Annotated in this window: 23 protein-coding genes; all 23 read right to left on the bottom strand. The window is 36.9% G+C overall.

The genetic code is table 11. The features are described from left to right. Positions 1 to 25: 25 nt before the first annotated feature. The 23 genes from NST60_RS01640 to NST60_RS01750 all read right to left on the bottom strand — a co-directional run bounded on the left by NST60_RS01640 (position 26) and on the right by NST60_RS01750 (position 25,273). Positions 26 to 1,141 carry an IS4 family transposase gene (locus NST60_RS01640; RefSeq protein WP_100525938.1) on the bottom strand — a complete coding sequence of 372 codons (1,116 nt, stop codon included), beginning with the start codon at positions 1,139 to 1,141 and terminating at the stop codon, positions 26 to 28. A 413-nt stretch (positions 1,142 to 1,554) separates the two neighbouring features. Then, the gene (topA, locus tag NST60_RS01645; protein ID WP_101730026.1) at positions 1,555 to 3,630 is read right to left on the bottom strand and encodes a type I DNA topoisomerase; all 2,076 of its coding nucleotides are present in this window, start codon (positions 3,628 to 3,630) and stop codon (positions 1,555 to 1,557) included. Between the two features lie 424 nt (positions 3,631 to 4,054). Continuing rightward, positions 4,055 to 4,924 carry a DNA-processing protein DprA gene (gene dprA / locus NST60_RS01650; RefSeq protein WP_016201110.1) on the bottom strand — a complete coding sequence of 290 codons (870 nt, stop codon included), beginning with the start codon at positions 4,922 to 4,924 and terminating at the stop codon, positions 4,055 to 4,057. Positions 4,925 to 5,176: 252 nt separating this feature from the next. After that, positions 5,177 to 6,094: a succinate--CoA ligase subunit alpha gene (gene sucD / locus NST60_RS01655; RefSeq protein WP_169188372.1), complete on the bottom strand. Its 918-nt coding sequence runs from the start codon at positions 6,092 to 6,094 to the stop codon at positions 5,177 to 5,179. Next, complete coding sequence (sucC, locus tag NST60_RS01660) at positions 6,094 to 7,269, bottom strand: ADP-forming succinate--CoA ligase subunit beta (protein WP_169189650.1); 1,176 nt, start codon at positions 7,267 to 7,269, stop codon at positions 6,094 to 6,096. Before sucC ends, sucD begins: the two co-directional genes overlap by 1 nt. A 297-nt stretch (positions 7,270 to 7,566) precedes the next feature. Further along, entirely contained in the window at positions 7,567 to 7,863 is a 297-nt protein-coding gene (locus NST60_RS01665) for an EscU/YscU/HrcU family type III secretion system export apparatus switch protein (protein ID WP_016201107.1), read from the bottom strand. Then, positions 7,860 to 9,113, bottom strand: a complete 1,254-nt coding sequence (locus tag NST60_RS01670; protein WP_212116801.1) for a hypothetical protein — start codon at positions 9,111 to 9,113, stop codon at positions 7,860 to 7,862. Before NST60_RS01670 ends, NST60_RS01665 begins: the two co-directional genes overlap by 4 nt. A gap of 45 nt (positions 9,114 to 9,158) precedes the next feature. Continuing rightward, positions 9,159 to 9,935: a ribonuclease HII gene (locus NST60_RS01675; protein ID WP_169188371.1), complete on the bottom strand. Its 777-nt coding sequence runs from the start codon at positions 9,933 to 9,935 to the stop codon at positions 9,159 to 9,161. A gap of 324 nt (positions 9,936 to 10,259) precedes the next feature. Beyond that, positions 10,260 to 11,114 carry a ribosome biogenesis GTPase YlqF gene (ylqF, locus tag NST60_RS01680; RefSeq protein WP_016201104.1) on the bottom strand — a complete coding sequence of 285 codons (855 nt, stop codon included), beginning with the start codon at positions 11,112 to 11,114 and terminating at the stop codon, positions 10,260 to 10,262. 28 nt (positions 11,115 to 11,142) lie between these two features. Then, positions 11,143 to 11,679, bottom strand: a complete 537-nt coding sequence (gene lepB, locus NST60_RS01685) for a signal peptidase I (RefSeq protein ID WP_101730032.1) — start codon at positions 11,677 to 11,679, stop codon at positions 11,143 to 11,145. Between the two features lie 300 nt (positions 11,680 to 11,979). Then, positions 11,980 to 12,324: a 50S ribosomal protein L19 gene (gene rplS / locus NST60_RS01690; protein WP_016201102.1), complete on the bottom strand. Its 345-nt coding sequence runs from the start codon at positions 12,322 to 12,324 to the stop codon at positions 11,980 to 11,982. A gap of 207 nt (positions 12,325 to 12,531) precedes the next feature. Beyond that, a complete protein-coding gene (trmD, locus tag NST60_RS01695) occupies positions 12,532 to 13,278 on the bottom strand; it encodes a tRNA (guanosine(37)-N1)-methyltransferase TrmD (RefSeq protein WP_101730033.1) in 747 nt (248 codons plus the stop codon). Further along, on the bottom strand, positions 13,278 to 13,796 hold the full coding sequence (rimM, locus tag NST60_RS01700) for a ribosome maturation factor RimM (protein WP_016201100.1): 519 nt from the start codon (positions 13,794 to 13,796) through the stop codon (positions 13,278 to 13,280). The genes trmD and rimM overlap by 1 nt, the downstream gene beginning before the upstream one ends. 11 nt (positions 13,797 to 13,807) lie before the next feature. Further along, positions 13,808 to 14,185 carry a YlqD family protein gene (locus NST60_RS01705; RefSeq protein ID WP_016201099.1) on the bottom strand — a complete coding sequence of 126 codons (378 nt, stop codon included), beginning with the start codon at positions 14,183 to 14,185 and terminating at the stop codon, positions 13,808 to 13,810. A 322-nt stretch (positions 14,186 to 14,507) separates the two neighbouring features. Then, on the bottom strand, positions 14,508 to 14,738 hold the full coding sequence (locus NST60_RS01710) for a KH domain-containing protein (RefSeq protein WP_016201098.1): 231 nt from the start codon (positions 14,736 to 14,738) through the stop codon (positions 14,508 to 14,510). Between the two features lie 11 nt (positions 14,739 to 14,749). Next, positions 14,750 to 15,022, bottom strand: coding sequence for a 30S ribosomal protein S16 (gene rpsP, locus NST60_RS01715; RefSeq protein ID WP_016201097.1), 273 nt, complete (start codon positions 15,020 to 15,022; stop codon positions 14,750 to 14,752). A 175-nt stretch (positions 15,023 to 15,197) separates the two neighbouring features. Continuing rightward, the gene (gene ffh / locus NST60_RS01720) at positions 15,198 to 16,550 is read right to left on the bottom strand and encodes a signal recognition particle protein (RefSeq protein WP_016201096.1); all 1,353 of its coding nucleotides are present in this window, start codon (positions 16,548 to 16,550) and stop codon (positions 15,198 to 15,200) included. 12 nt (positions 16,551 to 16,562) lie between these two features. Then, the gene (locus tag NST60_RS01725; RefSeq protein WP_016201095.1) at positions 16,563 to 16,895 is read right to left on the bottom strand and encodes a putative DNA-binding protein; all 333 of its coding nucleotides are present in this window, start codon (positions 16,893 to 16,895) and stop codon (positions 16,563 to 16,565) included. 320 nt (positions 16,896 to 17,215) lie between these two features. Continuing rightward, on the bottom strand, positions 17,216 to 19,975 hold the full coding sequence (locus NST60_RS01730; RefSeq protein ID WP_341098040.1) for a VWA domain-containing protein: 2,760 nt from the start codon (positions 19,973 to 19,975) through the stop codon (positions 17,216 to 17,218). Continuing rightward, positions 19,959 to 21,734 carry a vWA domain-containing protein gene (locus tag NST60_RS01735; protein ID WP_328022551.1) on the bottom strand — a complete coding sequence of 592 codons (1,776 nt, stop codon included), beginning with the start codon at positions 21,732 to 21,734 and terminating at the stop codon, positions 19,959 to 19,961. The genes NST60_RS01730 and NST60_RS01735 overlap by 17 nt, the downstream gene beginning before the upstream one ends. Positions 21,735 to 21,831: 97 nt before the next feature. Further along, positions 21,832 to 22,692 (bottom strand): DUF58 domain-containing protein, encoded by an 861-nt coding sequence (locus NST60_RS01740; RefSeq protein WP_016201092.1) that lies wholly within the window; start codon positions 22,690 to 22,692, stop codon positions 21,832 to 21,834. After that, positions 22,689 to 23,699 carry an AAA family ATPase gene (locus NST60_RS01745; protein ID WP_341099773.1) on the bottom strand — a complete coding sequence of 337 codons (1,011 nt, stop codon included), beginning with the start codon at positions 23,697 to 23,699 and terminating at the stop codon, positions 22,689 to 22,691. Before NST60_RS01745 ends, NST60_RS01740 begins: the two co-directional genes overlap by 4 nt. A gap of 8 nt (positions 23,700 to 23,707) precedes the next feature. Then, positions 23,708 to 25,273: a hypothetical protein gene (locus NST60_RS01750; protein WP_169188367.1), complete on the bottom strand. Its 1,566-nt coding sequence runs from the start codon at positions 25,271 to 25,273 to the stop codon at positions 23,708 to 23,710. Between the last annotated feature and the right edge of the window lie 4 nt (positions 25,274 to 25,277).

A 25,277-nucleotide genomic window follows, 5' to 3' on the forward strand; every position in this document is an offset into this window, starting at 1 on the left:
TTAAGAGACGACGACAATTTGTTTATTAAGGAATGGTTTTTCCTTCAATCTTTCGAAGCCAAATATGTGCTGGTTTCCACAAAGCTGCCCGTAAATATCGGCTAATTTGTAGGGTTTTTCGTTTACTTTTTGTCTCGATTTGTGCGAGAACATGCAGGCAAAAAACAATAAGTGCGATAAACACTTGATTCTGAATTGCCCATTCGCTTTGGCCGTAAAACTTTTTGATATGGAGATGTTGTTTAATCCATTTGAAAAATAACTCAATCGCCCAGCGTGATTTATACATCTTTGAGATTTCTTCAGCACTTAAATCAAAACGATTTGTGATTAAATGAAGCTCATTTCCTTTTGAATCAATCACTTTTAGAAGACGAAAGTAATTTTCGGCACGGTTTTGCGTCGTACCAATCAACACCATTTGATCCGACAAAACAGATGTATTCTCGGGTAGTTTAAAATCGTAAACCTCCCGTATGACTGCGTTTTTTCGCAGCCTAGAAAGGAAAAAGTAGCCGTCATCTGTCATCCGATCAAAGCGTTCGTAGTCTAAGTAACCACGGTCAAACACATACATACATTCCTTGTCATCAACCATTACTTCAAGCTGACCGCGGTCATGTTCTTTGGCCGTTGTCATAATGGCCTTTTCGGGATAGGATATACCTTTTTCCATAAACACAAGGCGTAAGTGCAATTTAACACCCGCTTTTGTTTTGCGGAATTTTGCCCATTTATGATTAGTCAAATTGAGAGGCAATGTGCTTGAATCAATGATTTTTAATGGCATCACAAGTTTCGTGTTGTGCGTTTTGGCATGAATTTGTGAAACTAAATCAAGGAAAAGCTTTTGGAATAAGTCTGGATTCATGCCATTTAAACGGCGTGAGAGTTGGGAAATACTGATAGAATCAAGATCAATGCCCTTTTGCAGTTGATCATCGAAAAGACAATCGCTCAGCGCATGCAGACTTTCGACTTCTTCTAGCTGCGCAAAAAGTAATAATTTTAGAAATGACTCTGTCGTTAGTTTTTTCGTATAGAAATCTAATTTCAACGTTTTCACGTTTTCTTCAAATAATTGAAGATTTATTGGTGAAAACCATTGTCCAAATGAAGTTTTTCGTGTAATCTTGTCCATGCGATAGTCCTTTTTAGTGGATTTGGACGGGTTACCACCTAACTTATCCATTATAAAGGACTTTTTCTTTGCATAAAATGATAAAATTGAACATTTCAAGTATTTTTAATAGTTAAATTAAATTAACGCAACACTAGTGATATATAATATTTAGTTGATATAATGAGTGATAAAGTGAACTTCCATCAGTGGGTTTTCTTTCATCCCTCACTGATGGATAGTTGAACCAATCGGACCTTTACAGACAGTTGATCTCCTATCTTCCTCGTATTTCCATAAGCTTTTAGGGAGTCTACTGCCCGTTAAGAGTTGGGATAAACTTTGGTAGTAACGTGACAAGAGAGTGAGCATAACGCTCACCCTCAAAATCTATTTTTATCCTATTCATGTTACTCTTTATAAAGATATACCTGTTAGCTTTGTGGTTCTTCTTTATAATCGCAGTTTACACACTGAACTTGAACACCTTTTTTCAATTTCTTCTCTACTAGCATGCTCTCACACTTAGGACATGGTCTTTGTAGTGGCTTATCCCACGAAATGAAATCACATTCTGGGAATCGGTCACATCCATAAAAAATTCTTCTTTTTTTACTTTTTCTTTCAATAATATTTCCTTCGTGGCACTTCGGACATTTCACACCAATATCCTTCACAATAGCTTTCGTGTTTCTGCAATCTGGGAAATTACTGCACGCCATAAATTTACCATATCGACCCATTTTAAAAACCATTGGATGACCACACTCTTCGCAATCTTCTCCAGCTGGTTCATCTTTAATTTCGATTGTCTGCATTTCTTGTTCTGCTACTTCCAGCCTTTTCTCAAACGTTTTATAAAAGTCATCGATAACCTTTACCCAATTGACCTCCCCTGCCTCAATATTATCTAAATCTTGTTCCATATTTGCAGTGAACTCAATATTTAATATTTCAGGGAAAAATTCTAAAATTAACTCTAAAACAATTTCACCTAATTCTGTAGGGACAAAACGTTTGTTATCAAGAGCAACATAGCCTCTTTTTTGAATGGTATCAAGAGTTGGAGCAAAGGTAGACGGTCTTCCTATCCCTAACTCTTCTAGCGTTCTAACTAATCTCGCTTCCGTATAACGTGGAGGCGGCTGTGTAAAATGCTGCTTTGTATCAATATCTTTATTTAATACCGTATCCCCTTCCTTTAAATCAGGAAGCTGGCGATCTTTTTCATCAACATTATCATCTGTGCCTTCAACATATACTTTCATAAAGCCAGGGAATTTAATTTTTGAGCCATTAGCACGGAAAACAACGTTACCATTGGATAAATCAACACTCATCGTATCCATTACAGCTGGCGCCATTTGACTAGCAATAAATCTTTCCCAAATTAGCTTATATAATCTAAATTGGTCTCGAGATAAGTATTCCTTCATCTTATTTGGTTCGCGAATAATGCTAGTTGGACGTACTGCCTCATGGGCATCTTGAACTTTTGGATTCTTTTTCTCTTTTTTCTTATCTTCTTTCGTATACTCTTTCCCATAATGACTGGTTATATAGTCAAATGCTTCGGTTTGCGCAACTTCTGAAATTCTTGTTGAGTCTGTTCTCATGTAGGTAATCAAACCGACCGTTCCTTCTTTACCAAGATCAATTCCTTCATATAATTGTTGCGCTAGCATCATTGTTTTCTTCGCACGGAAATTTAATTTACGGGCCGCTTCTTGTTGTAGGGAAGAAGTTGTAAACGGAACGGCAGGATTTCTCTTCCGCTCTTTCTTCGTTACTTTATCGACAGTAAATTTATTCCCTTTTAGTTGGCTTGTTATTTTCTTAACATCATTTTCTGAATGAAGCTCGATTTTTTCGCCATTCATACCATAAAAGGATGCTTCAAAATTATTTTTACCTTTAATAAAACTTCCTTCAATAGACCAGTATTCCTCTGGTATAAACTCTTTAATTTCTTGTTCTCTTTCAATTATAAGACGAACAGCAACAGACTGTACTCTTCCGGCGCTAAGTCCTTTTTTTACTTTTTTCCATAATAAAGGGCTTATATTATAACCCACTAATCGGTCTAAAATCCTTCTAGCTTGCTGAGAATCTACTAGGTCCATATTAATCGCTCGAGGATGCTTGAATGACTCTTTAATGGCATCTTTCGTTATCTCATTGAATACTACTCGACAATCTGACTCGATATCAACATTCAAACTATTTGCCAAATGCCATGCAATTGCTTCCCCTTCGCGATCCGGGTCAGCCGCTAAGTAGATTTTTTTCGCTTTTTTCGCAGCTGTTTTAAGTTCCTTTAAAACGGGACCTTTTCCACGGATTGTTATGTACTTCGGTTCGAAGTCTTTTTCTATATCAACACCCATCTGACTCTTAGGTAAATCCCTAATATGCCCCATCGATGCTCTCACTTTATATTTTTTTCCTAAATATCGTTCTATTGTCTTTGCTTTCGCTGGTGACTCAACGATTACTAAAAAATCTGACATCCACTGTCCTCCTTAAGAGGGATTTAAATATTCACTATTATTGTATACTATGTTTTGATTTGTCAAACATTCCGATAACTAGCAAACGTTTTCACTCTCTTTATTTACGTAATTTTATCAGTTTAAATATCTATACGTTGCAAAATGTATAACAAATTGCTAAAAATAGCAACACTTTTTTGAAGTTTCATGAAAAAAATCCAAATTTATGGAAAGTTTACGAACACAACAATAAAAAAGCATTAAACTCTCAATAAAAAGATAATTCCCTATATAATTTTATGCTTATAGCGTAACACTTTCCTTTTATATTGAAAACTAATTTAAATTGGGAATCTGTAAAAATAATTATTTTATCTTGACAAATTTGTTATGAAAACTGTTGGTATATAAGAAATACGGTACTTTTTACTTTTTTTCTTACTCACATTAAATGCTTCCATTCTTCGAGTATATCCTTTGCTTCAAGTACTGGCTTTGCGCCTTGTTGGATTAATTCATTGGGACCATCTGAATAGGAGCTAAATATATTGCCTGGCACAGCGAATACATCCCTTCCTTCGTTTACGGCGAAGTTCGCAGTGATTAAGGAGCCGCTTTTTTTCTTGGCCTCTACGATCAATGTTCCATTGCTTAACCCACTAATAATTCGATTTCTCATCGGAAATTGCCACTTTTGAGGTTTTGTTAACGGGGGATATTCAGATAATACTAGATGATGTTTCATCATTTCTCCTGCTAACTCCCTATTTTCTTTCGGATAGATATGAAAAATTCCTCCAGCAATAACGCCGATCGTTTTACCGCCATTTTCGATAGCAAGCTTATGGGCAATCGAATCTACTCCATGCGCAAGACCACTTACAATCACGATTTCTTCCGCTACTAATTCTTTCATAAGCTTTTGAATCACTTTGGTACTATACAGAGTAGCCATACGCGAACCAACAATTGCAAGTTTTTTTTTCGATTGAAGCAAAGAAAGATCTCCTTTCGCATAAAGGACCCAAGGGGGCTGATATATCTCTTTTAGAAATGGAGGGTATAATGGATCAAAAAAAGTGATTACGTGGATGTGATTGTATCGATACTGATTCAATTGCTCTTCCACATGGTTAGAACGGATAGTTTCAACGATTTCCCTCTGCATAGTAGGAGATAATGAGGTTGATATAAAGGAAGGGATATTATCCAACTGAAGAGTAGGATCTACTTTTAGAAGACTATCAATCATTTTCCAACTGATTCCTCGACAATGGTGCAATTTAATTAATGATTCATTTGCTATTTCCATCTTTTCTTCCTTTCGCTTATCTACTTTTCCACAAAAATTCAGCTTAAAATACAGAAAGGAAGGTGAAAAAACACATGTTAAATAAGGAATTATCTTCCTTCATTATAAATAGTTTTTTCAAAAATGCCTAGTATTCATGCGCTCTATCCATTTGTAAATCTGTAGATTGCCTATTCCTTACGCTATCCCCTTGAAAAATCACGAAAAAACCTAGCCTTATTTTGTAAAAACAAGGCTAGATTTGTTTCTCTTTTATTTTGTTACTACTTCATGCGTTTTACATTTTTCATATAATGACTGCTCTTTTAATACTTCAATTAGGGTGGCTCCCATGTCAGAAGGTGTTGGAGCTACTTTAATGCCACATTCAGTTAGAACATTAATTTTTTCATCTGCTGTTCCTTTTCCACCTGAGATAATCGCACCTGCATGACCCATGCGCTTGCCTGGAGGAGCAGTACGTCCACCGATAAATCCTACTACAGGTTTTGTCATATTTTCCTTAACCCATCGTGCCGCTTCTTCCTCTGCAGTACCACCAATTTCTCCAATCATAATTACTGCATACGTATCTTCATCTTCATTAAACGCTTTTAACGTATCAATAAAATCTGTTCCATTTACTGGATCTCCGCCAATTCCAACAGCTGTAGATTGGCCAATTCCAGCCTGGGAAAGCTGATGAACAGCCTCATATGTTAGGGTACCTGAACGAGAGACAACCCCTACATGGCCTTTCTTATGGATATATCCTGGCATGATTCCAATCTTACATTCTTCTGGCGTAATAACACCTGGACAGTTCGGGCCTATTAATCTAGTCTTTTTCCCTTCCATATAACGTTTTACTTTCACCATATCAAGAACTGGGATATGCTCTGTAATACAGATTACCAAATCAAGTTCTGCGTCAACTGCTTCCAAAATGGCATCTGCAGCAAATGGTGCAGGTACATAAATAACAGATGCATTTGCCTCTGTTACATCTACTGCATCCTTTACAGTATTAAATACTGGTACACCTTCTACAGTAGTACCGCCTTTGCCGGGCGTTACACCGCCGACAATCTTTGTACCATACTCCAGCATTTGTTTTGTATGAAAAAGTGCTGTTGCACCTGTGATCCCTTGGACAAGGACTTTTGTATCTTTATTAATAAAAACACTCATTATTCGTTCCCTCCTTGTTCTACTAAGGTTACAATTTTCTCAGCACCATCAGCCATTGATTCCGCTGCTACAATATCTACTCCTGATTCACGAAGAATCTTTTTGCCAAGTTCAACATTTGTTCCTTCTAGGCGGACAACTAGAGGTACATGAAGACTAACTTGCTTTGCTGCCTCCACAATCCCTGTTGCGATAACATCACATTTCATGATACCGCCAAAAATATTGACAAAAATACCTTTCACTTTTGAATCAGAAAGAATGATTTTAAATGCTTCTGTTACTTTTTCAGCTGTAGCACCGCCCCCAACATCTAAGAAGTTCGCGGGCTCGCCGCCATAATGCTTTACAATGTCCATGGTTGCCATAGCAAGTCCAGCCCCGTTTACCATACAGCCAATATTTCCATTTAAAGCAATATAACTTAAATCATATTTAGAAGCTTCTAATTCCTTTTCGTTTTCTTCATCTAAATCTCTGTATGCAACAATATCTTTATGTCTATACAAGGCATTTGCATCAAAATTCAGCTTCGCATCTAGCGCTATAATGTTTCCATCCTCTGTTAGCACCAGTGGATTAATTTCCGCAATTGAGCAGTCTTTGTCTACAAACACTTTATATAAGCCAGTCATAAATGCAACTGCTTTATTTACTTGCTTACTTGGAATATTAATCGCAAACGCAACTCGTCGTGCTTGGAACGGAGTTAAGCCAGTCACTGGATCAATGACTTCTTTCACAATTTTCTCTGGATACTTCTCTGCAATCTCCTCAATTTCTGTACCGCCCTCTTCAGAAGCCATTAGTACAATTCGAGATGTTGCACGGTCAACGACAAATCCTATGTAATATTCCTTTTTGATTCGGCAACCTTCTTCAATTAATAATCGTTTTACTACTTTTCCTTCTGGACCAGTTTGATGTGTAACCAATGTGCTGCCTAAAATTTCGGATGCATAAGTCTCTACTTCTTCCAAACTTTTAGCAACCTTTACTCCGCCAGCTTTTCCACGACCACCTGCATGAATTTGGGCTTTTACTACCCATACGTCACTGGTTAATGTTTCTGCAGCTCGTACTGCCTCTTCTACTGTAAAAGCTACTTTTCCTTTTGGTACTGAGACGCCGTTTAATTCTAAAATTTCTTTCCCCTGATATTCATGAATATTCAAGCTTCCACACCCCTTTAATTTCCCTTTTTGTGTAAAATTGGAGACAACTGCATTATTACATTTTATAACGAAAGAACGAAATTTATTTCTTTCTTTTTTTGTTTTCTCCTTTGACATTAAAATCGTTATCACTGTATTAATAGGCTTTTTGAAGCGATTTACGATTTGTTTATGTTTTTAGAAAAAACAAAAATATGGTCACGCTTTCATTTTAAATGAAAAAACCTTTCTTTGTCTATAAAAAAGGCTTTTATCTTTAAATATTTTACATTTAAAAATATTTTTTCTTTATTTCCACTATTTTTCCTCATCTTTTTTAGTCGTTTCCTTCTCTAAAGAATAAATAAACGCAAAAACCTCAGCTACTGCCATATATAAATCTTCAGGGATTTGTTCATTAATATTTAATTTACTTAAAAGTTCGACTAGAGAAGGATCTTCTTGAATCGGGATATTTTCTTTTCGGGCGCGCTCAAGAATTTGTTCTGCCACAAGCCCTTTCCCTTTTGCAATAACAGCAGGAGCAGAATGTTTATGCTGCTCATATGTTAACGCAATCGCTTCTTTTCTCTTCAAAGGATTTGGTTTAGTCATATTTTAATATCAACCCCTTTGTAGGTACTCGCACTGATTGATTGTGGGGAGCTCCATAGCGGCTTATCCTCTTTTGTCAAAGCTTTCACATGAACTGACATTAACATATAATCTAATTCCCTAAGCTTTTCCTTTAAAGGTTCTTCCGCCTTCTTAATCAAAGGCATTAGTTCTAGTGCTCGATCATTTAAGACACTCATATTCATGATACGATTTTGAATGTTTATATCAATAACTGTATCCTCTAAATGAGCAAGTTCCAAGTAAAATAGAATTCGACAATAACTACTGTCCACTTTCCCATCCGCTTTTTTTCTCCCAGTATACTGCATCGTAACATCCACTTGTTGATTAAAAAACCGAAGCGGAATTTCAGTTATCATTTGCATAATTGGACCTGTCTGCTGAGATATTAGCTGATAACCTGTTACTTTATCAATCAATTGTCCTGCTGTCTCTTTCACAACAGCTGGAACGTCTTTCCCCATTAACTCTAACAGCATCGGCTTTAACATTTCCTGAGATGATCGCTCCTCTATCTGTACCTGTTTTAACAATTCGGCTTCAAACGAATAGCCTATTTTATGAAAAATCTCTTTAAGTGAAGCAACAATATTATCTTGAGCAATTTTTCCCCCTTCCCTTAAACTAGCAAGCAAATTAGATAAGGTTGGTTCTTTGACGTTGTTGGTAGAAAGCTGATATTGCAGTTCCTCTATCAGTACACTAACTCCTTTGCCCGTTTGCAAGGATGAAATACTCGAAAAAACTTCTTTCGTTAATGGAAGCTCTCTTTCAATCATAAGGCCAATTACAGAAAGCTCTTGCTTCCCAATCGAATGTGGCAGCCATTCACTTAATGCTTTCATTGATTCTTTTGTAATAGGCAGATTATGAGATAGTAGATAACTAGTTAACAGTTTATTTTCTTTCGTATCAGGAAGATGCAGCTGATGAAATAATCCCCTAATATCACCTTTTTCAGCTAGTACTTCTTGTGATTGGGGGAGCACTTTTAATACTGGTTTATCATCTGTTACAGAAACTTGGAACCAATGACTTTGATCCACAGTTAATGGTATAGTTAGGTTTGCTAGCATTTTTTGCGAACCTATTTGCACCTCTGCCATTTGATGAGGAAATAGTTTAGTTAATTTCCCATATACTAGTTGTCCGTCTCGTAATTCAAGAGCTTTATTGCTTGTAAGATTTTCTTGAAATAAACTTTGGACAATATGGTTAACATTCATCTTTTATTTCCTCCTCCATTCGAACATAACTATTCACTGCAAAAACTATCTATTTTCTACCATTTCTTTTATTGGGGAAAAACTTTTACGGTGATGGATCGTAATTCCACATTCCTTCAGGGCAACTAAATGCTCTTGTGTCCCATAGCCCATATTGCTTGCGAAATGATAATCTGGATATTCTTGATGTAACTCTTTCATCATCCGATCCCTTGTCACTTTTGCGATAATACTTGCTGCAGCAATCGAAACACTTTTACTGTCCCCTTTAATTAAAGACTGACTTGGGTAGGGAGTTGCCAGTTTCATTGCATCAATAAGCAAATAGTCTGGGGTTTGAGAAAGTTCTTGGACTGCCTCGAGCATCCCCTTTTTTGTCGCCTGATAAATATTGATTCGATCAATTTCGGCGGGCTGGATAATACCGACCCCAATAGCAATTGCTTCCTGTTGAATTACTTCGTAAAATAATTCTCGTTTTTTCTCGGACAATTTCTTAGAATCATCAATGCCAGGTAAATAAAAATCCTCAGGAAGGATGACAGCTGCAGTGACAACCGGTCCTGCCAACGGACCTCTGCCTACTTCATCAATTCCAGCAATATATGTATAACCTTGATTTCTAATTTCTTTTTCATAGTGATTCATCGTTACAAAATGATCATGAAGCCTTTGTTCCTTGTCTATGCGCTTTAGCCATGCTTCTAAAAGCTTCTGAGCCCCTTTTCTCTCGTCTTTTTGTAATTCGAGGATAAATGGGTCGTTTTTTTCATTTATTGCTTCAAGCGCCTCTTTTATTTCTTTCATTGTTGCTAATTTCATCTTTTACACCTCGTTACTTATATCGGTTAATAGATCGTTTTTTTATTATATTCCACTCTTATAATGGGCAGTAAGCTCCTTATTTCAAGCTACGAGAAATCAAGGAAGCTAGGTGAGGGATGAGGAAAAACCTTCACTGATAGAAACTTTCTTTATATTTTTTTGTTTTTCCCATGAGTATCTTCCTTCAAAAAACATTTGAATTTTAGATAATATTTTTATTCGGTTCGTTGATACCAACAGAGGATTCTATTAACAAAATAAACCTATAGCCTTTCCATAAAAAAGAGAAGTGTCTGTTTTTAGCCACTTCTCTTTTAAGCTTTATTGCATATCCTCTGTTTTTTCAAATGTTAAAGGTCCGAATTTTTCGCCTCTAATGTCTCGGATAATCAGTTCTGTTACTTTATCATAGTCTATCACGCCGCCGCCTGATAGCGCTCCTCTAAACGTTCCGATACGATCAAACAACTCTACTGTATCTTCTGGTATCGTTTCTAGCTGATATCTTTCTTTTAATCGTTCTGGATATTCTTTTTCTAAAAAGCGAAGTCCAAAGATAGCGATATCCTGTAAATTTAAAATGGTATCCTTTATAGCACCCGTCAAAGCAAGCTTTAAACCAACTTCTTGGTCTTCGAATTTCGGCCATAATATTCCTGGTGTATCCAATAGCTCTAGTTCTTTTCCCACTTTAATCCATTGCTGTGCCTTCGTAACACCAGGGGTATTTCCGGTTTTCGCAATATTTTTTTTCGCTAATCTATTGATTAAAGTCGATTTACCTGCATTCGGAATCCCAACAATCATCGCTCGAATCGCTCGCGGTCTAATTCCTTTTGCTTTCATCCGATCAAACTTTTCCGCTAATACCTCTTTCGCTAAGGCCGTAATTTCCTTCATTCCAACCCCAGCGTGTGAATTAATCGCAAGTGCTTGAATGCCTTGCTTTTTGAAATAACTTATCCATTCCTTTGTTCGTTCTTTATCTGCCATATCTGCTTTATTCAATAAAACAATTCTCGGCTTATGCTGGATAATTTCATCGATCATTGGATTTCGAGATGATTGCGGAATTCTCGCATCCACTAATTCAAAAATAATATCTACCAGCTTTAATTTTTCCGTTACTTGCCTTCTAGCTTTTGCCATATGGCCTGGAAACCATTGTATAGTCATGCATGCACCTCTGTTTCTTCCACTTACATTATTCTACTATTTTCAAATCCGATATTGGCCAATATACTACACTAGTACTGCCGATAATTTTATCAAAGCCAATTGTACCGATATGACGACTATCTTTACTGTTACGACGGTTATCTCCCATCACAAACAATTCCCCTTCTGGTACAGTTGCTGTAAAGTCTTCTGTTAAGGAACCAATTATTCCTTCTTTATTATGCTCTAAATACGGTTCTTCATAAGCTTGTCCATTTACATATAATACATCATCTCGATACTCAATCGTATCTCCCGGAAGGCCGATTACTCTTTTTATGTAGTCTTTACCTTCTGGTGCGTGAAAAACAATAATATCAAAACGCTTCGGTTCACTTATTTTATAGTTTATTTTGTTTACAATCATTCGATCTTGATCAAGCAATGTATATTGCATGGATTCGCCATCGACTACTATTGGTGCAAATAAAAAATACCGAATCACAAAAGCAAGTAAGACAGCAATAATGAGTGCTTTACTCCATTCCCATACTTCATTTTTCTTCTTCTTTTCAGTTTCCATGCCTTTCACCAATCCTTAACTGAACCAATATAGGTATTTTTTTATGTATGAATGAACGCTTATCTAACATGATATATTTTAGCGGAATTTCTGGATGAAGTAAAATTGGAAAGTTTGTCAGTTGTTGATCTATCGAATTATTATCATTGAATGTTCTTTTACCTTCTGAAGGAAGCCCGTTGTTTTCCACTCCAATCAACTCAGGTGGTTAACTTTAATTACATATTTAAAAGTACAAGCTTGTGATAATAAGATATAAAAAAGAGCTTGTTACAAGAACAGGCTCTTTTTTGGTAACAATTATCGAATTTCTTTAATACGAGCTTTTTTACCACGTAGGTTACGTAGGTAGTAAAGTTTCGCACGACGTACTTTACCGCGACGGATAACTTCTAGCTTCGCAATTTTAGGTGTGTGAACAGGGAATGTACGTTCAACGCCAACTCCATAAGAAACTTTACGAACTGTGAAAGTTTCGCTAATTCCTCCACCACGACGCTTAATTACAACACCTTCATAAATCTGAATACGCTCACGAGTACCCTCAACAACTTTCACGTGTACACGTACAGTGTCACCAGGACGGAACGCAGGAAGATCAGCACGAAGTTGTTCTTTTGTAATTTCTTCTATTAATTTTTGCATCGTTTTCAACTCCTTCCAACAGACGCTCTTGCACTCTAATTTGAGACCTCTTGCAGCGGAACATCGTTATAAGACCCTTCACAGAAATACATCTGCTTAAGTCACAAGTGTTATATTAACATAAAAGTAGAATAACAGCAATATTTTTTTAAAAATAATAGGACTTTGTTGTTTCGGATAAGACTATGTTAACATAATCAAATTATGTCAACTTGGATGATGCTGTTTTTTTAATTCCGTTACTAGCTTTTGCTGCTTCTCTGTTAGCGGATAATTTTCTAGTAAATCAGGTCGTCTTTCAATCGTTCTACGAAAGGATTCCCTTTCTCTCCATTCATCAATATGCGCATGATTTCCAGATAATAAAGTGTCTGGCACCTTCATACCGCGAAAATCCGCTGGTCTTGTGTAATGGGGGTGTTCTAGTAAACCAGTGCTAAAGGAATCATTTACATGGGATGCTTCTTTTCCAAGCACACCTGGCAATAACCGTACTACACTATCAATAACGACCATAGCGCCTAATTCGCCGCCAGTAAGAACATAGTCACCAATAGAGATTTCATCTGTTACTAAATGCTCTCTAATTCTTTCATCATAGCCTTCATAATGTCCACAGATGAAGATTAAATGCTCCTCTTCTGCTAATTCTTCCGCTTTCGATTGACTGTATCTTTCGCCTTGAGGGCACATAAGAATGACACGAGGCTTTAATCCTTCTTCTTTTGGTTTTAAAGCATCGACAGCATCAAATATCGGCTGAGGTTTTAACACCATCCCAGCCCCGCCTCCGTATGGATAATCATCAACGGCTTGATGTTTGTTGTCGGAGTAATCACGAAAATTAATAACATTGTAAGCTACTTTTTCCGCTTCTTGCGCTTTTTTTAAAATGGAACTATGGAGAACCCCTTCAAACATCTCTGGAAATAAAGTGAGTACATCGATTTTCATTAAGACAACAGCCCTTCCATTGGCTCAATTACAACTACTTTTTCTTTTACATCTACTTTCATTACCACATCTTCAATATAAGGAATCAATATTTCATTTCGATTTTTTCCTCTAACAACCCAAACATCATTTGCACCTGGTGTTAGAATCTCTGTTATTTCACCAAGCTCGTCTCCTTCAACCGTTACCACTTTACAACCAATGATTTCATGAAAGTAGTATTCATTTTCTGCCAGCTCTCCTAGAAAGCTTTCCGGCACTTTTAAGAGACCGCCCTTCATAAATTCCACATTATTTACATTATCGTAGCCTTCAAACGTAAGTAGATTAAAATTTTTATGTTCGCGATGGCTTTTAATTTTCAGCTCAAGGGGATCCGCTTTATCTGTTTGAAAAAAATAGATCGTATTGCCAACCTTATATCGTTCCTCTGGAAAATCAGTTCGAGAAATTACCCGAATTTCCCCTCTAATTCCATGTGTGTTCACAACTTTTCCGACATTAAACCATTTTTCCATTACTTTCACCTCTATCGAATATCAACCACTATTCCATCTTTCACAATAATCGTCTTATTAGCACTTTCCCAAACCTGTCCGATCTCCACATCGACAACAGCCGTTACTTCCTGTTCTTTGATTTCTGTCTCTAATGGTAGTATATGTAATTGATCTAATTGAAACTCTATCAATTTTTGTTTCTCTAGTTTATTTATAACTTCCTTACGAAAAAAACTTTTTATTTCCGAACCAGAAGGATGATTTTTTAATTGTTTTCTTTCTTCAAATTGAAGCTGCTGCACTTCTTTTTCTAGTTGTTGTATTTCTTGCATGTATCGATTGGAAATCGACTTTCTTGTAGCCTCGGTTAAGACTTGTTTTACTGTTACAGACTGAAGAATCTTCATACACTTCCTCCTAACAGATGACAGCTTTAGTACTTACTACTAACAAGGTAACATATATTGCTGTTTTCGTCTAAAAGCAGGGAGGAATTGATTTTTCAAATCAAGTGCGTTTATCAACCAAAATCTCAATTTATCAGCCAATGTTGCTCCTTTATCAGCCAAAATCTCGTTATATCAGCCAACTCTGCACCCTTATCAGCCAAAATCTCGTTATATCAGCCAACTCTGCACCCTTATCAGCCAAAATTCCAATTTATCAGCCAACGGCTTCTGTTTTTTCCTAAAAAACAAAGGAAGGAGGGTTCCCCCTCCTTCCTTTCATTTAATCTCTAATATCAACAATAATTCTCTTTTGTTGTAATGATCCTGCTGCATAAACAATCGTTCGAATTGCTCTTGCAACTCGCCCTTGCTTCCCTATTACCTTTCCGATGTCATTCTCGTTGACAGAAAGCAAGTAAGTGATACGATTATCCTCTTCTGTTACAGTTACAGCAACTTCCTCTGGAAAATCAACAAGGGGCTTAACAATCGTTTCTATAAGCTCTTTCATTGCATCAAAAATTATTTACCGTTTTTGATATTATGGAATTTTTCCATAATACCTTGGTTAGAGAATAGGTTACGAACTGTATCAGATGGTTTTGCACCATTTTGTAACCATTGTAGAGCTTTATCTTCGTTGATTTCTACGATAGCAGGGTTTGCTACTGGATTGTAAGTTCCTACTGTTTCAATAAAACGTCCATCACGTGGTGAACGAGAATCTGCTACTACGATACGATAAAAAGGAGATTTTTTTGCTCCCATTCTTTTTAAACGAATTTTTACTGCCATTTAATATTGCACCTCCGAATAGTTTCACACAAGATAGTATATTATCAGATACTCCAACACTTTGTAAAGTGTTTTTTCTTGTCAGTGTTAAAAATCTTTATTTAACGCCTTCTAACAGACTGTTTTTACGCATTTTCAATAGACAAATAAAGCCACTTCCATACAAAAAACGTCGTTAAAAAGGGTTGAATGGTAATTTGAATTTACCTTTTTTCTTGCCTTTTTGACCCATATTGGTCATTTGCTTCATCATTTTTTTCATGTCATCAAACTGTTTTAAAAGTCGATTAACTTCCGGAACGGTTCTTCCGCTTCCTTTAGCAATACGCTTTCTTCTGCCAGCATTGATGATTTCTGGATGTTCTTTTTCTTGCTTTGTCATGGACTTAATTATTGCCTCGACATGTGCAATTTGTTTTTCATCCACTTTCATATTGTTTAAGCCTTTAATTTTGTTCGCACCTGGCATCATTTTTATTAATTCGTCAAGTGGCCCCATACTTCTAACCTGGCTTAGAGAATCAAGAAAGTCATCAAAAGTGAATGAATCTGACTTCATTTTCTTTTCTAGCTCTCTTGCCTTTTCTTCGTCCACGTTAATTTGTGCTTTTTCAATTAAGCTGAGAACATCGCCCATCCCCAAAATTCTGGAAGCCATTCTTTCAGGATGAAACGTTTCAAGCGCGTCCATTTTTTCTCCCAAACCAACAAATTTAATTGGTGTGTTTGTGACAGAACGAATGGAAAGCGCAGCTCCCCCACGAGTATCACCATCAAGTTTTGTTAAGACAACTCCCGTTAATCCTAACTGCTCGTTAAAGCTACCAGCTACATTAACAGCATCTTGCCCTGTCATAGCATCGACAACAAGTAATATTTCTTCTGGGTTTGCTAGCTCTTTGATTTGCTTTAATTCATCCATAAGCGCTTCATCTACATGAAGACGACCTGCAGTATCAATTAAAACATAATCATGATGATCTTCTTTCGCTTTTTCAATCGCTTGCTTCGCAATTTCAACTGGACTAACTTGGTCTCCTAATGAAAACACAGGAAAATCAAGTTGTTTACCCAATGTTTGCAATTGCTTAATCGCAGCAGGGCGATAAATATCTGCAGCTACCAATAATGGATTACGATTATGTTTTTTACGTAGTAAATTTGCAAGTTTACCGGTGGTTGTTGTTTTACCTGCCCCTTGAAGTCCGACCATCATAACAACAGTTGGAGGACGTTTACTAACGCCAATTTTACTTTCTTCTCCACCCATTAATTCGGTAAGTTCCTCTTTTACTACTTTAATAACTTGTTGTCCAGGAGTTAAGCTTTTTAGCACTTCCTGTCCAACTGCACGTTCACTTACTTTTTTTACAAAGTCTTTTACCACTTTAAAGTTAACGTCTGCTTCTAGGAGCGCAAGACGAACTTCACGCATCATTTCTTTAACATCCGCTTCGTTTACTTTCCCTTTTCCACGGATTTTTTGCATCGTGTTCTGCAGTCGGTCAGCTAAACCTTCAAATGCCATACGTCAGCCTCCTTAATCTAATTTCTCTAGTTCCTCTACTGCTTCTTGCAACGCAGATATAGATAAGGTATCATGTTCTAGCATTTTTTTCATCTTTTCAAAAAGAACTTGGCGTTCCTGAAATTTCTGAAGTAACAATAACTTATTCTCATATTCTTCTAGCATTGCTTCTGTACGTTTAATGTTGTCATACACCGCTTGACGGCTTACATTGTACTCAGCAGCAATCTCCCCAAGAGAGTAATCATCCAAATAGTAAAGAGACATATAGCTTCGTTGCTTCGGTGTTAACAACGACTGATAGAAATCAAATAAATAATTCATTCTCGTTGTTTTTTCAAGCATCGAATAATACCCCCGTGTTAAGTCAAAAGCCTTTACAACGACTATTTTACACACCCAAAAAAAAGATGTCAAGAAAATATCTTTACAAATCGAAAAGCGGAAGCGCCTTGGTCATCGTTGTACAAACTGGAAGGTATCTGACTGAGATAAAGGAAACACGGTGAACGGTAGGGAATACAAACAACATTCTTGTGAATCTGCTTCCTTTGCCACAAGGGCATTAAGCCCACTCACGAGTTAAAAATACAATCATAAAAAAACTACAGACAACTAACTAAGTCGCCTGCAGTCTATCACGAAAAACAAAATCAAAAGTAAATTTAGCGCTTTTTCTTTCGCTTCATTTCTAATAATTGATCCAAATGATTTTCGCTCTCTGTTTTCTCTTTATCTACCTTCGCCTTTTTCAGTGGTTTCTCTTGCTTTTTACGCTTCTCTCTAATAGGCACTTGCTGTTGTACATCTTTCTTTTGAACAACTGCTGCCTCTTTCTTTTCCTTAGTGACGAAACGATCCTTTTTATCCTTCACATTTCTCCGCTTATCCAAGGAAACAAGTAATGTCACCGGCAAACCAAATCTTCTAATCGCTATTTCTATAAATAACAAAAGAAAGCTAATGAACAGTAAGACTTCGGTAATTTCCTGCTTTTGCTTAGCTGGGTCCTTTAGTGGACGGAATGCTTGTGATTCCTTTTGCAATTGGATACCACCTGTAATAGCAAGAAGTTCTTCCATTTTTTCTTCATTTATTCCAGTAATTAAATATTCATCTGAGTACGGAATGGTAAAACCGGATTGGTAAACAGATATGTTTCCATCCTCATCTGTTTGTTTAACATGAATAAAATAAAGCCCAGGATCATTTCCAATATCTACCTCATATTTTCCAGGCGCAATCATTTTTGTGTTTCCTTCAATCGTTTCTCCTCTTTCAGAGGTAATGGTTGTTTCAATTGGAAGCATCGATAATTGATCAGCGGAAACAGAAAGATAGGTTCGATCCTTCTCTTTTTCTACCGTCAATGAATACGCCTCAGAATCGTATTGCGGTAGCGTATTTGCGACCATTTTTGTTATAAAGTTGCTCCATTGATTCCAGCGGGCCCAGTCTCCTGCCCATGCGCCATTAACATCCGAGGTAAACGCAATCGTCTTTCCTAAACCGTATTGCCATTCTGCTAAAATCGGATCCTCCTTTGTACTAACAATCGGAACGGTGCTTTCGGATTTCGCACTTGTCGCAATATAGGCATTCATTTCTGGAACCCCTTGATTAAATAAAGAATCCCATCCATAGCCAGATTTTATTTGAGGATAAAATGGAGTATCCTCAATATAGGTTCTTGTAGCCATAACCGTTTCTCTTGATAAAATGGAGGGAATTACCGTAGAGTCTTGCACATCATAAAAACGCCCTGCTCCAAACTCTGCTAATTCCTCTAAGAGATTTCTATCTGCATCGGCACCTAGAGCTACCGTTGAAAGGGTGACATTTTTCTTACTTCCATTATTAATTAGCTCTTCATAATTGTTATTCGTTGCAGACTGTCCATCTGTTAATAAAATAATGTGTTTTCTTTTTACATCTAAATCACTAATTTGATCATATGCTTCCACCAAAGATCCATAAATTTCTGTACCGCCACCAACAGGCACAGAACGGATTTTATCCACTACTTCTTCTTTATTTTTCAAAGGTTTTGGTTCTACAATTACCCATGGCTTATCGTCAAAAGCAATAAAACCTAAAGTATCTGATTCTTGAAGTAGTTCAACCGAACGTGCCGCAGCCTCTTTCGCTAATGAAAATTTAGATCCGTCCATACTCCCAGACCTATCTAGTACAATCATTAATGCTAGAGATGGCATTTCCTTTTTCCCTTTTATATCCATATCAACAGGCAACAATTTTTCAATAGGCGTTTGGAAATAACCACCTAGTCCAAAACTATTTTCCCCACCTGTCATGAGGAAGCCAATTCCAAAGTCTTTCACACTTTTCTCGACAAGATTCATTTGGTTTTCTGTAATATCCGTTGCTGCAATATTATTAAAAATAATGGACTGATAGTTTAAATAGCCAGAAAGGACGGTAGGAAGCTGAATGGAGGAACGAACTTCTACTTTGTATCCTGCTGCTTCCAAGGCTTGAACAAGCGCTTCATTCGGGCTATTTTGCACTAATAATATTTGTGGAATTGTCTTAACCATATTAACAACCTGGAGTTTATTATTTTCCGCGTAAGCATCATTTGTTAACTCTACTTCTGCTTTAAATGTTACCAATCCAGCTTGTTCCACTGTAAACTCGATTGGAACGATATTTGTTCCTTCACTAATATCAATCGGTTTCGATATTATTTTATTATTATTTTCATAGAAATGAAGCAACCCTGTTTTGGCTGTATTACTTTCAATAGTTACAGAAACTGCTGCTTTTTCCCCTTCATACAAAGTCGATGGTACCTCCACTTCTGTTACAGCAGTGTCTTCATATTGATGGGGGTCGAGTAATACCGTATCCAATTCAATAGAGCGATTTTTTAATAATTTTGCTGCTTCAGTCAGATTCCCCATTGTTTCATTGCCGTCCGTGAATAATACAATTCTACCTCCACTATTATTCGAAAATACACTGCTGGCAAGATTAATGGCACCCTCTATATTTGTATGATCTTTGCCTGTCTCCTCATCCCATTTAGGAAAACGAAGACCTTCTTTTCCCATCATCTGTTCAATGGTTGCTTTTTCTCCAAAGGAAAGGATACTATATTTATCTTTTTCATTCTTATTTTGCAGGCTTTTTTCCAGCCACTCCAGTTGCTGTGCTCCTGAATCCTGCACACTTGCACTACGATCCATTACAAAAACAACCGGTGTTTCTTTTTGTGGCAGAACAACTTGAGGTATGGCTAGTGCCACAATTAGCAAAAGAAAGATACAGCTTCTTAGAAAAAGAATGAGATACCTTTCCTGACGATTTGTTACTGTTCTCGTCTGTTTCCAATATCGATATAGAAGAAATGCGATAGGAAGGAAGATTAATAGAATGAATGGGTATTTAAACTCTATTTGCACGTCGATAAACCTCCCATTCTATACATAAAATTAGAAAAGCAAGCATACATAATAGGTACCAGAGCCAATCACTTTGTGTTTTGGTTATTTCATTCTCCTTTAATTGATCTTCATTTAGGATAAACGATTTTTGGGAGGCAATCATCTTTTCGCGATCATCTAAATTTACGGAAAAATACATCAGGTCTGAATCATTTGTTAGCTGATAAACGCCAGGTAGTTTGGGTGCTTGAAACCCATCCCCTTCCATCGAAAACGAGCCGACTAGTTGATCACTTTCATTATAAATATCCCAATCTGCTGCTTGATTCGTTAAGTGAATCGTTCTCGATTCTAAAGGCTGAAAATCCCCTATATAATTTGATTGAGAGGAAAGCCATTGATACATATTATATAAAAAGATTGGAAAACTAGGATGCAATGGCCAATCACTGTCCTTCAAATCAAAGTGAATTAGAATGGCTGGCTGATTATGGACCATACCTTTTTGAATTAATGGCAGGTCTCCACCTTTAACAATTGGTTTTACCCCTTCTATTGTTTGATTCATTGCACTCGCAATAAAAACATCCTTCATATCTACATGTAATAACAGCTCGTCTTCACTTGCTTCTACAGCTGTTTGTACTTCGGCCTTTTTCCCATCAACAAAAAAGAAGACAAATGGCGCCTCAATATTTTTTGGCAGTGTGGAACCAGATAAGAGAAAAATACTATCCTTTTTATTTAAAAATTCCTCTTTATTCTCCATTTGAATCACACGAAGACCAATCGCTTCAAATCCTTTTATTAAAAATGGATTCATCTCCTTATCTGTATACATCGTCGTTGCCTGTTTATTAAATACAGCTGTTTGCCTATTGTCCACTAAATAGTTATCGCCTACGTCGATCTTGGCATTATAATAAGATTTCTCTGGAAGATCATTTATCGCTACTATTTTTCTCTCTTGTGGCTGCAGTTCCACTTCTTGTTGAAAGAGCACGATTTTTTCACTTTCTACAAGTAAAGGTACTTTTTGGAGGGAATCTGTTTGATTTTCCAGCATTGCTATACCTGCCACTTTTTTATCTTTTTTTGATACACCAAAAGATAAAATAGAAAGATTTTCTTCTTGGCCCTGCTCTTGATTATGTACTTCCACATAGAAGGAATCGAGATTATTCATCTTTTCCTCCTCCAGTCCGTCAGAAAAAATATGAATAGCACTCTTGCCTTCTTTTGCAAGACTTGCCGTAAGCTCTGTAGCACTTTGCCAGTCTTCGTGAGTATAAGAAAGATCTATGTCTTTAATTGCACGACTTATTTTGTTTCGATCTGACTCGCCATGAAGAATTATTTTTGGACGATCATTTACCTCTAAAATCGTGACTGTTTGGTTTTGCTGGATACCTTGCACCATTTCAACTGCCTCATTTTTACTATCTTCCAAACGGTTAAAGTCTTTACCTTCCGCTGCCATAGATGCCGAAGTATCAAAAAGAAGAATAATTTGTTCCCCTTTCATCGTCTCTTTTGAAAAATATGGTCCAACTAGTGCAAACATTAATAAAAGGAGACATAGAAGCTGTAGCCAAAACAATAGATTATTTTGCCATTTATGAAACCAGGATGTTGCCCTCATTTCCTTTAGAACTTCTTCCCACAGTAAATTAGAAGGAATAATTTGTTTTGTATATTTTTTTCGAAAAAAATAAAATAGGATAAATGCCACAATAAAAATTAGCAGCAAAAAATAGTACGGATTTGCTAAGTGCATTTTTTCTCTCCTTTTTGCTCGGTTAAGAAAGATAAGAACACTGAAATGAGATATCAGATAGACTTAAGAGACTTATACTTTCTTAACCAAAAAAATATTATTGAATCAATCCAGCAAACGCTAGTTCACGCAAAATAATCGTTTGTATATCTAGTTTATCGCTTATTCGGCAATAGTGGATTCCATATGTGGCACAAAGAATTTCAAGATTATCATTATGATCATCTAGCCTATTTTTATATAGCGTTTTAATCGAAGGATTCAAGCTTACATCAACCATTTTTCCATTTTCACTATCCACTAGCTGGATATCTCCCGAAAAGGGAGGATTTATCTCTGTTTCACTTAATAATTGAATCAGCCATATTTGCTGATTACGATATTTTAATCGTTTAAAACTTTCTTCAAATAACGTTAATGGTTCTAAACCATCTGTAATCAAAATAACCAGTTGCGTTGGCGCTGTTAAGGAGTTTGCTAATGATTGAGTAAAGCTTTCATCCTGGGTATCGTTCCTTACACCGACAATTTCATAAAAGGTCCGTTTATTATGAACTGATCCTTTACGGTGAAAGGAAAAATCTGTAGAAACGGCAGCAAAGCTTAGACGATCTTCATGAGATAGCGTAATATAGGCTAAGCTTGCAGCTAATTCTCGCGCTAACTCCCATTTCACAGGAACCTGTTTCATGGAAGAAGTAGCATCTAGAAATATACTAACTGAAATCTCTTTTTCATCTTGAAATCTTTTAATATAGGGCTTATTTGTACGACCATATACATTCCAATCGATTTGCCGGATATCATCGCCAGGATGATAGACTTTATAGTCAGCAAAATCCAAAGAGGTTCCATGAATATGGGATTTTCTTCTGCCGTTTTGCATCCCTGCTCCTTTTGTAGAAACTTGCAAGCTTCTTCGATTCATTCGAGCCAATAATTGATGATAATCCTTCATCGTCCTTTCCCTGCTTCAACCCGCAACGTTTGATCTAAAATATCGTCAATAATTTGATCTGGCGTTATTCCTGCTATTTCTCCTTCAAAATTAAGTAAAATTCGATGTCTGAACACAGGAAGAGCAGCATGTCGTAAATCCGCTATAGAAACATGATATCTACCAGAAGCTAACGCTCTTGCCTTGGCCATTGATACTAATGACTGCAAACCCCTCGGTCCGCTGCCTGCCTGAATATATTTATTTCCTAATTCCGTTGCATCCTCTGAACTAGGATGAGTCGCCGAAACAATGTTAACTGCAACCTCTAAAATTTCGTCAGCTAAAAGAATTTGTTTGACAAGACTTTGTAAGTAAATAATATCTTCGACAGATGCTACACGTGTTAATAAAGTTGTTTCCGTTCCTGTTGTCCTTCTAATAATTGCTTTTAATTCCTCTTTCGATGGATACGTGACATGTAATTTACAGATGAAACGATCGAGCTGCGCTTCTGGCAATGGATAAGTTCCTTCCATATCAAGAGGATTTTGTGTAGCTAGTACAAAAAACGGCGCTTCTAATTTTTTCGTTTCTCCCATAATTGTGACGGTTTTTTCTCCCATTGCTTCTAATAACGCACTTTGCGTTTTCGGAGTCGCCCGGTTTATTTCATCGGCAAGGACAATATGATTGAATAAAGGTCCCTCATGAAAATGAAACTGCTGTTTCCCGCTTTCATCAGGCTGCAGCACCATCGTACCCGTAATATCTGCTGGCATTAGATCTGGTGTAAACTGAATTCTAGCAAAGGATAAATCCATTACTTCGGAAATTGTTCGAATCATCATTGTCTTCCCAAGACCTGGCAACCCTTCTAAAAGCACATGCCCCCCTGCCAACATACTCCAAAGAACCTCATCGGTAATTTTTTCTTGGCCGACAATAAATTTTCCAATTTCATCTTTCACCTTTTTAAGTAATGCTTCTGCTTGGATAAAATCCTGTTCCATTAATTCTTTTTTCATCATTTCCCCTACTTTTCATTTGGTTTTATTTCGGTAAAATAATTTTTTACTATGTTTTCTAAATCATGTGGTAATTTATATCGAGAGGTACTTTCCCGGTAAGCAGTTTCATAGTCTGAAAACACTTGTTCATATGGTCGAACATTCCCTTTTAGGATTGGACCTTCTCCTTCTGTCATCTGACCTTGCTTACCTTCGCCTAACTTTCCTGCATCCACCTCTGTATTTTGTTTTCCATCTAGTTTTTCCGGCACCGTTAGCTCTCTGCTTCCGCTCCCAAAGCCGGCTCCTGTTCCGTTGCCATTTCCTGAGCCACCGCCACTACCACTTCCTGTTCCAGAACCAGAGCCGTTACCTGAACCAGAGCCTGTTCCTGATCCGCTTCCTGAGCTAGAGCCATTACCGTTACCTGAGGAAGCACCATCATCTCCGCTATCTGAGTCATTCTGACCTTGCTGACCATTGGAATTGGAATTACTAGAAGAATTAGATTCCGTATTATTGGAGCCACTGGCAACTGTATTAGAATTAGGAATGGCAATTCCATTTGCGAGACTTTCCTTTTTAAGGATATTTTCTAGCTGTGCAAGTTCTGTTTGCATCGTTTCTAATTGTTGTAAAAGCCCCTCATTATTAAGTAATTCATCCATTTTCTCTAGAAGTTGCTTTAATTGTTCTTCTGAAAGCTGCTGATTTCCTCCTGTTAATTGATTGAGCGCCTCTTTTTGCTTATCTGTTAACTGTTCATATTGTTCGTTTGCTTTTTGTAATTCCTTTTTTAAGGCTTCTTGATCACCCTCTGATATAGCTTTAGAAAGAGACTTTAAACCTGCCTCATTAAGCTTTTCCTCTGCTTTTTGGCGTTCGCTGCTTTTTTCTTGAAGCTTTCTTTTTTTAAGCTGCAACTCTTTTGCTTGCTTTTCGAGTTCAGCAAAGGTTTTTTCTACTGTATCCTTCTTTTTGACTTCCTTTTGCAGCTTTTTCAACTCTTTTTGAACTTGTTTATCTGTTTCTTTTTTGATCGCTTTTTCTAATTCCTTCTCCGTCTTGGCTATTGTTTTTATTTCATTTTCTTTTTTCTTAGCAGCTTCCATATTGGCAGATGGGAATATCTGCAAGAGAACAGTGATAAGAAGACAAACAATGCCTGTAAAAATGGGAATAGGGTAAACTAATTTTTTCTTTCGCTTTAATACATACGTTTGATTACGTCCCATTTCTGCGATTGCCTGCTTTACAACTAATTGTTCCACCGCCCCCTCACTCTCTAAATAAGAATAGGCAGCTGTTGCATAGTCATCTGACACAAACTGATTATATAGCCTTACTGCCTGCTTTTCTGTTGGCCATTTTCTCCATAATCGAAAGAGAAAGAACAATACAGAAAGACACGTAGCTATTAATAGAAAGTAAAACAAAAACGGAAGAATAAAAAGACTAGCACTAATAGAGAGGAGGAGAAATCCTCCTCCTAAAAGTGCAAGTAATAAGCATAGCTCTTTTGCAATCAATTCTCTCGCAATGGACCTTCTTACTGGTTTGATTAATTCCTTGTATTGTCGGAGATTTTCCATAGAC

This window comes from Niallia sp. FSL W8-1348, assembly GCF_038006745.1.
In the GTDB taxonomy this organism is placed as follows: domain Bacteria; phylum Bacillota; class Bacilli; order Bacillales; family Cytobacillaceae; genus Niallia; species Niallia alba.